This window comes from Myxococcus sp. MxC21-1, assembly GCF_032612255.1.
Lineage (GTDB): Bacteria > Myxococcota > Myxococcia > Myxococcales > Myxococcaceae > Myxococcus > Myxococcus virescens.
In genome coordinates, this window is the sequence record NZ_CP123278.1 from 476,153 (window position 1) to 490,004 (window position 13,852).

Consider the following 13,852-nt stretch of genomic DNA (forward strand, 5'->3'; position numbering starts at 1 on the left):
AGTTTGGGTCACGCCGCGCGCAGGTAGCGCGCGGCGACCTCAAGGTTTTGGACGGCCGCGAGGCGCCTGAGATCAAAGAGGTTGCGGCGCGTGCCTCGATAACGGGCCTTCGGCCCCTGGCGGTTGGCGAGATGCGCCAGGCGATGCTCGACACCGACACGCTCGCGGAGTTGTGCGCGGCCCGCGCGCGACTGCAGACGTGAGCGAAGGCGCTTCTGGAGCCGCTCGTCGTCGCCCATCGTGACGCTGCGCCCTCTGCCGGACGCCGCCTGGGTACAACTCGCGCGCAGCTTGCACGGCCCGCAGGCTTCCGGGTCGAATTGCACGACGGCGCCGGGCTCGAAGGGCTCCACCTCGCCAGCAGGGCACGTGAGGGTGCCGTCGCGGATGTTCACTTTGAAGTCACGCTTGCCGAAGAGTCCGGGCTTCGCGCTGACTCCTCGCCACGGACGGCAGACGACGTCGCCACCGCTGGTCAGCACGTCTTCGGTCATTGAGCTGTTGAGGTACGCCCTGTCGATGAGGAGGACGTCGGGGAAGAGCTCTTGGTGGGCCATGTCTTCCTGCAGTGCGCCCGTCGCCTCCTCTTCGGGGCGGTTGGCTGGCGTCACGGCGCAGGCAACCACGAGCTCAGTGTCGAGGTCGGTGCCGATGTGCTGCTTGTAGCCATTGAAGCGTTTGCTCTTGCTCTTGCGCCCGTGGCGCATGTCCGGGTCCTCGATGGAGATGCGCCTGTCGGCCGCCACACCCTGTCGAATCCGCACGCCGCCCTCGGGGCGCGGCTCGAGGTCCTGTGCCTTCACCTGCGCGAGCGCTTCGATGTAGCGCGTCAGCGGAGCAGCGGCGCACGACTTCGACTGCCTGGCCACCCAGGCCATGAGGCGGTCGAGCTGTCGGCAGAGCCGATTGAGTGCGTCGACCTTCGCGTCGGGCGCGCTCCAGTCGATGTCGAGGCCGGCCTTGATGCTGCTGGCCATCAGCAATGGCGCAGCGGCCTGCTGACACACCTCCTCAACGTCGGTGCCGAGCACGAGCGCCATGCTCTCGGCCACCTTGCGGCCTGCGTGGCCGAGCAGGTTGATGGTGTCCTCAACCCGCCCGGCCCCTTCCAGAGGGCGGCTGTCGACCCCCACTCGCAGCGTCTTCGGCGTCTTCTTCGGGTCGAAGCCCTTGGTTCGCTTCGCCACCTCGACGGTGCGCTCCAGCAGCCGACGGTCCATCTCGGTCGCGATGAGTCGCTCCCTGAATTGCTGCAGCCCGCCCTGGGAGAAGGCGGGCTCGTCCTCATCCGCGCCGAGTCGGTCCAACACCATCCGCCACCGGCTGTCCGTGCCCGACAGGCACACGGCTTCGGCGTCCGAGGCCTGCGTGTAGGCCTGCACCAGCAGCGCCATGCACATCATCGCGGGCGGCTGCGGCTCTTGGCCCTGGCCCGTCTGTCGGTACATCGCTTCGAGCTCGTCCTGAAAGGCCTCGTCGAACAACTCGTGCCGATGCTCGCGCAGGAAGACGAAAAGCTTCCTGCTCTTCCCCGCCAGCCTCAGCAGGCGCTGCTCCCGTGCGCTCTGCTCCACAGCCGGCTTCCAGCGTTCCATGCGCCACCTCCAAAGGTGGCGACCTGACCACGCGACGACAGCCCGCGTCGATCTCCTGCCGCTTGCCTGCTCCCTCGCCGTAACCTGATCGGCGCTCTAGAACCGCCTTCCATGTTGATCGGGTTGAGTCCGGCACACCTGCAACCTGGGCAGACGGTGGACGGCTGGCGCGTCGTGAAGCCGCTGGGCGCGGGGAGCTTCGGCGCCGTCTACCTCGTGGAGAAAGAGGGCCACCACTTCGCGATGAAGATGGCCATGCACCGGGCCAGTAGTGGAGACGCTGAACAGGCCGACGCGCGTCTGCTGCGGGAGATGGTCTGCCTGTCCCAGGTGAGCGGCCACGCCAACGTTGTGAAGGTCCACGCCCACGGGCGTTGGCAGCACCCGACCCAGGGGTGGCTCTACGTCGTGCTGGACTACGTGGAGGGCTACACGCTGGGGGAGTGGGTAGAGAAGACGCACCCTACGGCGCATGAGGTGGCCCGGGTGTTCGGCAAGCTTTCGGGCGCTCTCGCTCACCTGCATTCGCGTGGCGTCTTTCACCGCGACTTGAAGCTGGGCAACATCCTCGTGCGCGCCACGGATGGTGAGCCCTTCATCCTGGATTTCAGCGCAGGGGATTACACGCTGGCCCCGGAACTGACGGACACGCCCTTGCCACCTGGCACCCGGCGCTATCGCTCCCCTGAAGCGTCGCGCTTCCTTCGCGAGCATGGAGACGAGCACGACGCGCGTTACGAGTTCAAGGCGACCGACGACGTGTACGCGCTGGGCGTCTGCCTCTATGACGTGCTGACCAATCCCCGGCCTTTGAGCGAAACGCCCCGCGTCCTGGTGGGCGCCCAGTGGCCTCCCCCCGCGCCGCACGCTTTGAATCCTCGCGTGCCCGTGTCCTTGAGCGCTGCGGCCATGCACTTCATCGAGCGCCACCCCGAGAAGCGCGCTCCTTCCGCCGAAGTTATGCGGCGCGAGTTGGACGCGCTGCTACACGAAGAGGGCGAGGCGTGGACGGCGACGTTGCATGTCCCCACGGCCCACCTTCCGCTTGCCCTGGACGTGGCGCATAACGACGTGCCCCAGGACGAAGCACCGCCATCAACGCCGAAGCGTGCCCCTGGGCGACGCGTGGCGGGCGCTGTGGCATTCCTGGCGCTCGTTGTGGCCTCGCTGGTGGGCTACGTGGCTCTACGCCCCACGGCCCCAGCACAGCAGGCCCAGCGGCTTGTGGAGCCCCCGCGCCGCTCCCATCAACGGATGCTGGCGTCGTTGAGTCGGTGGCCTCCTCCGTCCCTCCTACACCCCCTGTGTCGTCCCCTGGGGTAGCTTTGCCCCCTCCCGTACCTGTCGAGAAAGAAAGCCCTCCCGTGAAGCGCGCTCCCGTTCCGATGTCCCCTCTCGCCGAGTCCACCGCCAGGAAGCCAAAGGCCCTGGCCTCCCGTCCGAGCTGGCCCCCCTCTCCGTGGGCGGGGTTCCTCAAGACGTGCGCGGGTGCGACCGCTGTCGCCGCGCTGTCCATGGGCTGCCCTGGTGCCCAATTACGTCCCGAGCCCGGCGCCTGCCCTTCGGAGGCACGCGACGCCATGTTCAACTGGGCGAACAAGAGAGGGCTTCGCTTGGAGGTCGGGGACAGGGTGATGTTGACCCTGGACATTCGCCAACCCGGCGACATCGGTGAACCGGGCTCCTATGCTGACGGCCCAGTTACCGGCGTGGTGAACATCAGCAACGTGCGCGGATTGCCAGAGGGCACGCGGCTGTCGGGCTACTTGTGGACGGGCGGGGAGTACCTCGTGGGCCGCTACACGGAGGCTCATCTCTCCGATGGGCGCGCAGTTCCTGTGTGCATCGTTCTGGGAAAGCGTGGGTACGTAGAGAAGGAGGACTGGTCCAAGCCAGGGGCTGCGGTGGTGGGGCGAAGTCTCCCCGCGTATGCCGTCGAGCGTTGGCCCTAGTTTTCCTCGGGAAACGTAAAGGAACTTTGCAAATTCGACCTGTCTCTGTTCACTTGGAGTGAATGAGATTTCCATCTTTTTAGACCTGACACGTCGTTCAACTCGGAATGGGCTGGCAGTACCTTGAGTTTGCCTTTGCGCGAATCCCTCTCGCGCGGGCACTCGGAGCTTCCTGCCCATGTCCAATCCGTCTGACTCTCGGCCTGCCGGGAGCGCTGTCCTATTCACCAACGGCGACACCTCCTACGAGTTCTTCCGGGACTTGGGAGAGGGGCGCGTAGGGGAGCGAATCCTCCTTGCGCGGACCCGCACGCCCAAGGGCCTCGGTGACTGCGTGGTGCTCAAGTGCTTGCCGGTGCCGAAGTCCACGGACGCGACGGAGAAGTACCACCGCGCCCGTGCCCGCCTGGAAGAAGAGGTGCGGCTGGCGCAGTACCTTCGTCACCCGCGCATCGCGCGCGTCCATGGCCTCCATGAAATCCCGCAGGGTTTGTGCGTGGCGATGGAGCATGTGGAGGGGCTGTCCCTCAACACGTTGCTGGCCGTTGCCCAGGCGCGCGGGCGCTACTTCTCCGAGGCGTTCATTCTCTACGTGGGCGCGGAGGTCGCGGCGGCGCTGGCCTATGCGCACGAGCGCACGGACGACGCGGGCTTTCCGCTCGGCATCGTCAACCGTGACGTGAATCCCGCTCGAATCCGCGTGGGGCCCCATGGTGAGGTGCGGCTGACGGATTTCGGTGTGGCCCTCTCTCGTCTCTCGGGGCGGCTGGCCACGTCCCTGCCGCGCCCCCAAGGTGAAGTCCTCTACTCGGCACCGGAGATGTTGCTGGGCGAGGTGGTGGATGCGCGAGCCGACGTGTTCTCCCTGGGACTGACGCTGTTGGAGTTCGCCACGGGCCGTCACCTCTACGACCCGGGCCATGTCCGCATTGAAGAGGTGGAATCGCGGATGTCGAAGCCGGAGCGGGAGCAGGCGTTCTCGGCTTCGGTGGCGTCAGTGGTGGCGGAGCTGCCCGACTTTGCTGAAGACGCCATCTGGTGCGCCATGGCATTCCGCTCCGACGACGTCGAGCAGACCGCGCGAGGGCTCTCCGTGCCCCTTCGGGACATCCTCCACACGATGCTGCGCAGAAGTCCTGCTGAACGCTTCGGGACGGCTGCTGAGCTGGAGGTCATCTTGCGTGCCCAGTTGGCGCGGCTGGGGCCCTACACCCGCGAGGATGCCTTAGGAGAGATTCAGCGGGCGCTCGCGGATGCCAGTGAAGGACTTTGGGACTTCGAGGTGCCCAGCGATGAAGGAGGCATCACGCCCCCTGTCATCACGGAGCGGGGTGGCTACGAGCCCACGACGGAAGCGCCGTCCCCCCGAGGGGGTGCACGTCGCACCTCGGCGGGCGCTCTCCACCCGGACGACGTGCCAACGGAGCCCGGCGCAGGCCCCCGTCGCGCGTTGACGAAGCAGCCGACCGTTTAACGGCGGCCCTCAATCCCCCTCACCACTGCTGATTCACCACCGGCCCGGCGCAAGTCGAGGAGCCAACCGGGAGACGTGTGTTTCTCGTGCCTCATTCCGGGGCACGCACAGGAGGCGTGTATGCACAGGAAGCGAAGTTGTCTGGCCGCGCTGTTGCTGCTTGTCTTGCTCCCCTTGCCGGGATGGGCCTTGGAGCCGCCCTTGCCCGAGGAAGAGACGTCATCCACCGCAACGACTTCGCCCCCGCGCAGGTGGAACTACCTGACGCGCCTGGAGGCGACGACGTTTGCGTTCCTCCCTCGCGCGGGCGCAGGTGGTGATGACGGCTTCATCCAAGTGGAGCCCACGCTCATCATCGACGGTGGCCCCGAGTTCGGCGTCAACGTGGGCGCTCCCGTGCGCTTCCGGCTGTGGGGTGGTGGCGAGGGCGCGGGGCTCGTGCGTCGCGAGGATTGGGACTCCCTCTCGGACTGGGGGCAACTCGTCCGTGGCCTCAAGTTCGGCTCGGACAGCGCGCCGCTGGGGGTGTGGTTCGGTGGCCTGGACAGCTACAGCCTGCTTTCCGGGCATCTGGTGCGCCGCTACTCCAACCGCGCGAATCCGGACTACCACCCGGCGGGAGGCTTCCTCACAGGCACGCTGGGGCCCCTCTACACGGAAGCGTTCGTCTCGGATGTTCTGGGCGCGCGGCTGATGGGCGCGGAGTTCTCCCTGGACATGGAGCACGTCTTCTTCGGCAAGCCCAGGCAGCAGGGGCGCTACACCCTGGCGCTGTCCGCCGTGCATGACTGGGGGCGAGCGGGTGGACGTGCGCCATCGGTGACGTTGGCGCACCTGGACGCAACTGCGGTCGTCCTGGTGCGTCCAGGGTTTGAAGCCCTCATTGTGGCTGGCTGGGGCGGTCGCCCTGGTGAGAGTGGCGCGTGGGGGGCCGTGGTGGGCGTGGGCGCGGACGCCGTGACTTCGACGCTGGACATGACCCTGCGACTGGAGGTGCGGAGTCAGCAAGGCGGTTTCCGGCAAGGCTTCTTCGGTCCCGACTACGAGTTGGCGCGCTTCAACGCTGCGGGCCCGGATGGCGTGGCGCTCGCGGATGCTTCGTTTCCCGATGGCTACTCGGCTTATGGCGAGGCGGTAGTGGGCTGGGACGCCGTCAGCTACGGGGGCCTCAACAAGCACCTGAAGCTGTCGCTGGGCGCGGAGGCGTTCTCCTGGGGGCGCTTCGACGTCGACGGGCACGTCGCGGTTCAGCTCTTCGAGCGCAGCCTGGAAGTGGCGTTGAAGGGCTTGGGCGTGGGCATGGGGCAGCCAGGGGCGCGCTACCTGGGAGCGGCGGAAGTGCGCTGGCGGTTCCTGGGGGGGAAGCTCTACGCGATGGGAACGGGAGGCACGCTGCTGTTCCCCACGGCGGAAGGGGGGCTGCGACCGGGGGCCTTCGCGTCGGTGGGCCTGGGGGTGGACAATGCGCGCTAACGTCCTGCTGTGGGTGGCGGTGGTGGTGGCCACGGGATACGCCACGCTTGTCCCCGCCAAGGCCCAGGCTCACGCCAGGGGCACTGCGTCTCATCGGAGTGCGCCGCTGGTGGAAGCTCTCCCTGCGTCGTCATCGCCCCTCGGCGTGGCCGCGCCCGACGAATCAGCGCGGCTCAATCGTCGCCGGATCCCCAGAGATGAATCAACGGGAGCAGGAGCGGGCACAGTGGCGCCAGCGGTGGGAGGTTCCGTCCCGAGTGGCCCCGCGCGTTTGGATGCATGGGACGCGCTGCTCGCGCGCGCGGGTATTGAGGAGCGCGACGCGCGCCCGATTTCAGGAGGCTCGCTGACCCCAGCCCAGGCGGCGCGGCTGGTGGAAGCGTTGTTGGGGAAGCCGGTGACGCTGGCGCAGTTCCCCTCTCGCCTCGCGGTGGGCCACCTGCTGCGCAAGGCGCTGGAAGAGGGCGAGCTATCGCGCACTGAACTGCTGCGCCAGGTTGAGCGCTTCTCCAGCGTGGCGGTGCTGCGGCCTGACGGCTGCCTCGCGTGGGTGCGCAGCGGGAAGACACAGCAGCGCGCGGCTCCCGTCGAGTGGCGAGACGGTGGCTTCCGCGCTCACGGCTTCGAGCTGGGCCGTTTCTACGATGGACGCACGGGCGTCTACCGGCTGCTGGACGACGCTCTGCGAGAGGTGGATGGGCGACCGTTGGCGGACGTCCACGACGACGCGGATTATGTGGGGCGCACCCTAGACGGGGCCGAAGTGGCATTCGTGAAGCTGGCGCTCTCAGTGGGCCACTTTCTCACCTACCCGCTGGACAGCATCGCGGCCCTCAAGAATCTGCCCGCTGGTGTGGCGGCGCTCATCGAGTCGTCACCGGAATACTTCGAGCGCTTTCGTTACATGACGCGTGGCGAGCAGATTCAGGCCGTATCCGAATTGGCCACGAACCTCGTTCTCACGACCGGCACCGCTACCGCCACGACGCGCACGGTGACAGGGGCGCTGGCGGGAGCGGAAGCCATGGTGCCGCGGGTGGCCCTGTCGGCGCAGGGCGCATTGACCATCGAGCGCGTAGTGGTGCCCGTAGGGCGCGCGGCGTCGGTGCTTGGAGGAGGTTCGGGAGCCGTCATCATCCTTCAGCGGGGCGGCACAGTAGCAGCGGGCGAGGGACCTGCGAAGGAACCGGGCCAATGGGCACCCGTGAACGAGTCCATGTCTCCGCGAGCGCGGCGCTACCAGGAACAAATCACGGGACACTCCGCCGACGAAGCATACTGGGTTGGTGGGACGAGCACGAAGGCGGGGGGCGTGAAGTTCGATGGATTCAAGGATGGTGTGTTACTGGAGGTAAAGGGACCGGGATACGCGAAGTTCTTCGATGGGCTATTGCCCAAAGAATGGTTTCGCCACTCCGGGGCACAGGGCCTCGTTGAGCAAGCAAGGCGGCAAGGTGAAATGGTCCGTGGGCTTGACATCCTGATTGAGTGGCATGTGGCCGAAGCCGAGGCTGCTTCTGCTTTCCGAAGGCTCTTGGACGGCGCGGGCATCGAGGGCATAAAGGTCCTTCACACCCCGGCGCTGTGAGGAGAGAACACCATGGCCACACCGCTCAAGGCCGCTCCCCATCCCGAGACCTACTATGCCGGGGCCTACTGGGGGCCTCGTAAGGAATCACCTGAGGATTGTGCTGTACGCACGGCAGCCTTGCTCACCTCCCTGGCAGAGTGCGACCAGCTACTCTCCCGCTGGTACAAGCCCAGCAAGTCACGCAAGGACGCACAAAAGTACCCGCTGATGCCTCCAGAGGTGCCGACTCTTGCTGAGCAGTTCCGGCGCGGCGTGAACCGGGAGCGAGGTGGCCCAGTCATCGAACAACTGGGCTTCAGCTCTTGGTTTGGCAATGGGGGCGTTGGTGCGGATGGCGTGGATCTGCGGCTCACCTGCGGCGCCTACTCACAAGCCGTTCCCAACTCGTGTGTACTAACGCTCCCAATCCATGGAGCGAGCTCGGAACGGCTGATCGAGGCATCCGTGCTGTCTCGGATCGTGAGCAGCATTGCATCTGCTTGGGACGCAGATTGGGCCCTCGTTACGTCGTGGGAGCATCGCGAGTCGCTTACCGAAGAACTCCGGACAGGGACGTTCGTTGGTTGGGTCACGTACCTGTCCCGGCGACGCGGAGGGGTGCCGCCGTTGCCGGCTCCTGTTCGCATTGAACAGGTCGAAGACAAAGGTACGCTGGTTGTCCTCACCCCCGAACGCTTTACCGCTGCAAACTCGGAGCATCTGGCGCTAGCGAAGCGAGTCAGGGAGTTGTTGGCGCGCGCGGGATTGTTGAAGCCTGTCCTGGCCACTCCATAGCTGCACGTCACCAGTCCTCTCCGGTTGTCGGCTGGTGTATCCCCATTTCGAACGGACAGGTCCCTAATGCATAGGACTAGCCTAGATAGGACGCTGGAGAATGAGATTCTGAAGGAGGCGTTGGAGCTGGCGCGCCTCAAAAACGGGCGTCGCTGCCCGACTTGCCGCCCAAGGACGGTACCTGGTGAAGGCGGTGGTCGAGGCCCTGGGCGTTTCCAGGAGCAACCTCGTCCTCCGGGGCAGGCCACTGGCCCAGAGGCCTCCTCCAAGAAGCCACGGGGGGCTTCTATTTCAAGAGCATCAACGATGCCTTGTTGACAAGGATTCGTGCCGTCACCGACGAGCGGACCAGATGCGGCTACCGTCGTGTCACGGCCCTGGTGAACCGCCAACGCGCCTCCGTGAGGCGGGGCAGTCTCGGGTGAATCCAACAAGAGGATGTCCCGAGTGATGAAGGACGCAGGACTGCTGTTGGCGCGCCACACAGGCAATCCTCCAGGCACCCACGAGGGCAGGGTCGCCACCCTCAAGAGCAACCTGCGCTGGTGCTCGGATGCCTTCGAGATTCGTTGCTGGAATGGGGAGAGGGTCCAGGTGGCCTTCTCGCTGGACTGCTGCGACCGCGAGGCCGTGCGCTTTGTCGCCACCACCGGCCTCACCGGCGAGTTGGTGAGGGACTTGATGGCTGAGACGCTTGAGGCCCGCTTCGGCGCTGGCTGCCGGAGAGCACCGCACCCGATTGAGTGGCTCACCGACAACGGCCCGGCCTTCACGGCCCACGAGACGCGCGAATTCGGGGCCAGCCTGGGCGGTCTCTCATCCGACACCATGTCGGCCTACTCACCCGAGAGCAACGGCATGGCCGAGTCCTACATGAAGATCTTCAAGCGCGACTACGTGTACCTGCCCCGTCTGGACCGTGCCGATGTGGTCTTCAAGCAGCCGCCCTGCTGGTTCGACGACTACAACACTGTGCACCCGCACAAGGCTCTGAAGATGCACTCTTTGCCCGAGGTCCAGGCTCGCGAATTCACCTCACTGACTTTTTTCGGGCGCCCTCTCCCTTCGTGTGGTTTCCCTCGCAGAGGGAAGGGAGACACGGAGAGCTGCCAGCCCGACTCCTACGGCAGGGAAATCTCACTTTGGGGCTTGCTATCACCAATGCCTCAGGTGTCCTCGCCTCGGAGATAGAGCGGCGGAGCGGTCATTCGCGCAGCATCCTTGTCAGACTCGACTCCACACAAAGTGCGGAAGAGCCATTTGTCGGGGGCAACTTCACTGTGTCACTTCGTGATGGGGCCGAGAAGATTGCCTGGCTCCGGCAACTCGACGAGCGGCACGTTCGCAGCTCTCAGGATTGCCAAGTCATCATCGAATAGCGACGTCAGGATTATGACCTGTCCGACCTCTTTTACTTTTGACCTTGCTGCAATGAAATTGCACCACGCTTTTCGGTATTTTTTATCAGGATTTTGCTGCAGGGGTTCGTCCGCGACTAGGAATCCTGGATGCCAACCTCCATTACGAACAGCTATGTCCATCAGTGCCCATATATAGGATAGGACAGTACGCGGTTGGTCGCTTGCAGAGCCTAGTGAACGGAGTCGCCTGTTACCGACAAGCGGGACATAGCGGTCATCGAGGCGCACTTCCTTGAGTTCGCGAACAGCGTCGCCGTGACCGATTGCACCGAGAAAGGCCCGAAACTCTGACTCAAACGCCGCTACGATTTTTTTCTCTCGGTTTTGAGCATCTGCGTTCGGCTTCTTCGCGGTTTCGCTTCCCACGTCGGTGAGCCATTTTTCAAGCTCGATCTGTAGGTTGAGCAGTTGGCTTTCGAGAGTCTTCGCGCGATCCAGATCCCGTTCCGCAGATAGAATACTCGACGTAATGTCCGCGATCGCTTCGGCATTCGGATTACTCGCGTCAGCAATCAACCGGAGCGCGCGTTGGGAGGCAGCGTACTCGCGCTCAATTTCACGAATCTCGGCAAGTAGTTTCTGCATCACGAGATCAGTCTCGCGAATGGAGTGTCGAAGCGCCTCAGCATCACGTTTCGCGCTTTCGATTGAGGCCGCGACTTCCTCCAGTGACTGCGCTTGGAGCTCAAAATTGGAAGGCTCGATTGTGCTGTGACACGTCGGGCATTCAGCGCGATCAAAGAAGCCGACGTTCGACTGCTTCAGTCGAAGAAGATCTGCGGCGGAACTCACACGTTCTGTTGTCGCGCTATGCAGGTTTCGCTGCGAGGCAAGTTGGCGTCGGAGAATCTCCGATTGCTCTTGCTTATCGTGTAGCGCGTGCTTGAGCGCGACGACTTTGTTCGACGCTTCAGCCGCCGCAGCATCCTTCGCCTTCGGCGCTGTTGCAGAGTTTAGCCGTTCTTGCAGATGTCTCACTTTCGAGGTGAGTCGTTCGTGTTCGCCCGCGAAATTCCAGCCGACCTGCGACTCGAAGAGGTCGCGCAGTTTTATAGTGCGGTACTTGTCGGCAATCTCGGATAGCGAACCTGCTCGCCCCGGGAGGTGAACTTTGAGTCCGTGCCCGACGGCGACTGATGACACTCTGTCAGCCCAGTCAGCAAGCTCTCGCTTCCTGAATGTCTCGTCAAGCTCGCCACGCTGGGTGGCTAGCCGTGTGGCAAGTTGATTCTCTAGGCCAAGGAGGTACTCAATCGTGGCCTCTTCCAGTTCAAGTTGCTGGTAGCGATGTGTTTGCAGTGATTGAATGTGCGACCAGCCGGCGCGTTGCTCGATAAAGAAGAGTGAAGCGAGGTTTTCCAGATAGAGCGGGGACTCCCTTCCTTTCGGAGTGAGGACGTGTTTTGCTGGCATCTTTGCTAATCGAAACAAATTTGCCTGCAACCCGCCGACGTCATCGACGAATGTGCCGTGTCCGACGAGCAAGTTCCTACGTTCGCCGGTGGCTTTCATCTCCATCTCGACGTACTCGACTCTGCCTCCGACGATTGGACGCCGAAGTATTATTTCCACATCGTTGATTCGCAGTTCGAGGAACGCTACTGCAGAGAGCACGTCTGCGTACTTCTCATCCGGATAGGCCATCCGGACTCGTGCCGCTTCGCTAAAGAGCCCCGGATCGTTCCGCTGCATTCCGTAGAGTGGCTCCAGTCCAAGGCACCAGGCTGTGGCGGCTGCGGTCGTGCTCTTTCCGTAGTTGTTGTGCCCGTGAATAACCTGAAGGCCTGGCGCGAACTTCAACTCTCCTATGAAGTCGCCTCGCTCCGACTTTCCCTGAATCCCTGCGCGAATGAGAGTAATCATTGGACGCCCAGGCTAGTGAGTGTGGGCATATTGATGGCTAGTGCGGACAGCGCAGAGCGCTCCCGGCGGAACATGTCTGCGAAATGAATAGTCTTCAGTAGTTCCGTTAGGCGACTCTTGCGATGAGGAAAGAAGCGCACGTTTTTGTCTTTGCGCGTAATCTCTCCGAGGGCGATCAGGTATGCGATAACGCCGTCCGGGACGGCATCTGTCAAGAATCCCCTAGGCAGTAGAGGCCAGCTTTGTAGATCTAGCTGAGGCGCTGTTGATTGGTGTTCGCGCCACACAAGGTATTCCTTCACCAACTGAGGCCGCGCGGCGATAAATTGACCAAACTTTAGAAGCGTCGCGTTGATGATGCGAACTTCTTCTTGGGCTCGGTCTGGCTTCGAAAGCGCATCGAGCGAAAGGGCGGCAACACTTATGCCGTAGAGCAAATCAAACTGTGGCGGGAGTGCTGTGCGGGGCTTCTGTACCCGAGGGGCAAGCCCGGCTTCTCGCAGCAGAGCCATTAGCTCCGCAATAGCGTCGAAATTCGTAGATGACGGGTTCATATGTTCGGGCGCCATTCGATGCCACATTCGCCAATAAGTGAAGCGACTACCTGTTTCGCGACACTTTGTGCTTCGGCTTCTGGGAGCGGAACCTCATTCATGAGCCGTTTGCAAACCAATTGCTCGAACTCAAATGTCTTCTTGATAGCTTCTTCAATCGGAATTCCTAGGTAGTACATTGCTGCATCTCTGCGAATACTGGTCGTAATTCGATGGATTCGTAGGTGATCATTGGGCAGTGACTGGTTTAGGCGCTCTAGCAACTCCAGGTGGGCGAGCCATTCCTTTCTCAGCGCTGCGTCAATGGGGCTAATGCGGGCGGCTCCGAACTTCTGCGCGAGAACATCCATTTTCTGCTCGAAAGCGGTCAGCTCTGGAGGAGTTGAAGGCGCAGCGCTGGGCGCAGCGAGTAGCTTGAGGAGCGCAGCCAGCTCGATCGTGGCGTGAAAATCTGGAGGAACTGCAAGTCGATTTGTGATCTCGTCTGGGCCTTCGATAGTTAGGCCGCAGGTTTGGTCTATGAAGCGGCACTGACTTTGTTTCTTGATTTTCTCGAAGTAGTCTTTGAGCTTCTTGATGGATGTGTGGTGTTTGAAGGTGTTGCATACTAGGTATATGTGTTTGATCTTTTTGCCCTGTGGGAGAATGTTCTCAAGTGCCTTGTTCTCCTTGGGCGCGAGTTTGACCTTCTTCTTTCGATCGAATTCGCACAGCCTCAGCAGGTCGCCCTTGAACTTGTCGACTAGCGCCGAGGCGAGGGCCTTGGCATCCTGCTTTTGGGCATCCTCAATGCCGTAACAACAGTAGCCGTGTGTGTCGGACTGTGCCAGTCCGTCCAGACCTCCGTCCCCGTGCGGAGCTGCAGGGATGGCCTGGAAGTCGTGGAAGTTTTTACTGACCAAGCTCGTGACGGCAGTCTGAAACTCGGTGCCGTCGAGCAGCGACAGTTTTAGTGAGCACTCTTTCAGAGTTGGAATCACAGTCCTGGCCCAGATGGCTTCGGGAACTAAACGTCTCCCTGCACCGTGAACCTAAAGGGTTCTTAGTGCACGCTGCAAGTGCACTTCGGGAAAATCGCATTCAGAGAGGAGGCCAATATGCCCCAATAATGATGACCTGCGATTCCGCCTTCCCGCTGTTGAAGGCCTCTAGGAG

The 13,852-nt window shown here is 63.0% G+C and carries 11 protein-coding genes; 7 read left to right on the forward strand and 4 right to left on the reverse strand.

What is annotated here, in order from left to right:
- Positions 1-8 precede the first annotated feature (8 nt).
- On the reverse strand, positions 9-1,595 hold the full coding sequence (locus tag QEG98_RS02260; protein WP_316564145.1) for an IS1182 family transposase: 1,587 nt from the start codon (positions 1,593-1,595) through the stop codon (positions 9-11).
- 111 nt (positions 1,596-1,706) lie between these two features.
- On the opposite strand from QEG98_RS02260, the gene QEG98_RS02265 reads away from it, so the two are divergent.
- From QEG98_RS02265 to QEG98_RS02295, 7 genes are all read left to right on the forward strand, one after another.
- Complete coding sequence (locus QEG98_RS02265; RefSeq protein ID WP_316565574.1) at positions 1,707-2,918, forward strand: serine/threonine-protein kinase; 1,212 nt, start codon at positions 1,707-1,709, stop codon at positions 2,916-2,918.
- A gap of 311 nt (positions 2,919-3,229) precedes the next feature.
- Entirely contained in the window at positions 3,230-3,547 is a 318-nt protein-coding gene (locus QEG98_RS02270; RefSeq protein ID WP_316565575.1) for a hypothetical protein, read from the forward strand.
- A 178-nt stretch (positions 3,548-3,725) separates the two neighbouring features.
- Positions 3,726-5,021 (forward strand): serine/threonine protein kinase, encoded by a 1,296-nt coding sequence (locus QEG98_RS02275; protein WP_316565576.1) that lies wholly within the window; start codon positions 3,726-3,728, stop codon positions 5,019-5,021.
- A 120-nt stretch (positions 5,022-5,141) separates the two neighbouring features.
- The gene (locus QEG98_RS02280; RefSeq protein ID WP_316565577.1) at positions 5,142-6,494 is read left to right on the forward strand and encodes a hypothetical protein; all 1,353 of its coding nucleotides are present in this window, start codon (positions 5,142-5,144) and stop codon (positions 6,492-6,494) included.
- Positions 6,495-6,639: 145 nt separating this feature from the next.
- Positions 6,640-8,082, forward strand: a complete 1,443-nt coding sequence (locus QEG98_RS02285) for a Tox-REase-5 domain-containing protein (RefSeq protein ID WP_316565578.1) — start codon at positions 6,640-6,642, stop codon at positions 8,080-8,082.
- A 12-nt stretch (positions 8,083-8,094) separates the two neighbouring features.
- Complete coding sequence (locus tag QEG98_RS02290; RefSeq protein ID WP_316565579.1) at positions 8,095-8,859, forward strand: immunity 52 family protein; 765 nt, start codon at positions 8,095-8,097, stop codon at positions 8,857-8,859.
- Between the two features lie 450 nt (positions 8,860-9,309).
- Positions 9,310-10,050, forward strand: a complete 741-nt coding sequence (locus QEG98_RS02295) for a DDE-type integrase/transposase/recombinase (RefSeq protein ID WP_316567808.1) — start codon at positions 9,310-9,312, stop codon at positions 10,048-10,050.
- 92 nt (positions 10,051-10,142) lie between these two features.
- Here QEG98_RS02295 and QEG98_RS02300 read toward each other — a convergent pair whose 3' ends face one another.
- From QEG98_RS02300 to QEG98_RS02310, 3 genes are all read right to left on the reverse strand, one after another.
- Positions 10,143-11,972 (reverse strand): hypothetical protein, encoded by a 1,830-nt coding sequence (locus QEG98_RS02300; protein WP_316565580.1) that lies wholly within the window; start codon positions 11,970-11,972, stop codon positions 10,143-10,145.
- A gap of 167 nt (positions 11,973-12,139) precedes the next feature.
- Positions 12,140-12,712: a hypothetical protein gene (locus QEG98_RS02305; protein ID WP_316565581.1), complete on the reverse strand. Its 573-nt coding sequence runs from the start codon at positions 12,710-12,712 to the stop codon at positions 12,140-12,142.
- Complete coding sequence (locus QEG98_RS02310) at positions 12,694-13,677, reverse strand: hypothetical protein (protein ID WP_316565582.1); 984 nt, start codon at positions 13,675-13,677, stop codon at positions 12,694-12,696. Before QEG98_RS02310 ends, QEG98_RS02305 begins: the two co-directional genes overlap by 19 nt.
- Between the last annotated feature and the right edge of the window lie 175 nt (positions 13,678-13,852).

Bases quoted from the DNA above. Each gene is read 5' to 3' on its own strand.
- QEG98_RS02260 (WP_316564145.1), bottom strand. From the start codon at position 1,595: ATGGAACGCTGGAAGCCGGCTGTGGAGCAGAGCGCACGGGAGCAGCGC.
- QEG98_RS02265 (WP_316565574.1), top strand. From the start codon at position 1,707: ATGTTGATCGGGTTGAGTCCGGCACACCTGCAACCTGGGCAGACGGTG.
- QEG98_RS02270 (WP_316565575.1), top strand. From the start codon at position 3,230: ATGTTGACCCTGGACATTCGCCAACCCGGCGACATCGGTGAACCGGGC.
- QEG98_RS02275 (WP_316565576.1), top strand. From the start codon at position 3,726: ATGTCCAATCCGTCTGACTCTCGGCCTGCCGGGAGCGCTGTCCTATTC.
- QEG98_RS02280 (WP_316565577.1), top strand. From the start codon at position 5,142: ATGCACAGGAAGCGAAGTTGTCTGGCCGCGCTGTTGCTGCTTGTCTTG.
- QEG98_RS02290 (WP_316565579.1), top strand. From the start codon at position 8,095: ATGGCCACACCGCTCAAGGCCGCTCCCCATCCCGAGACCTACTATGCC.
- QEG98_RS02295 (WP_316567808.1), top strand. From the start codon at position 9,310: ATGAAGGACGCAGGACTGCTGTTGGCGCGCCACACAGGCAATCCTCCA.
- QEG98_RS02300 (WP_316565580.1), bottom strand. From the start codon at position 11,972: ATGCAGCGGAACGATCCGGGGCTCTTTAGCGAAGCGGCACGAGTCCGG.
- QEG98_RS02305 (WP_316565581.1), bottom strand. From the start codon at position 12,712: ATGGCGCCCGAACATATGAACCCGTCATCTACGAATTTCGACGCTATT.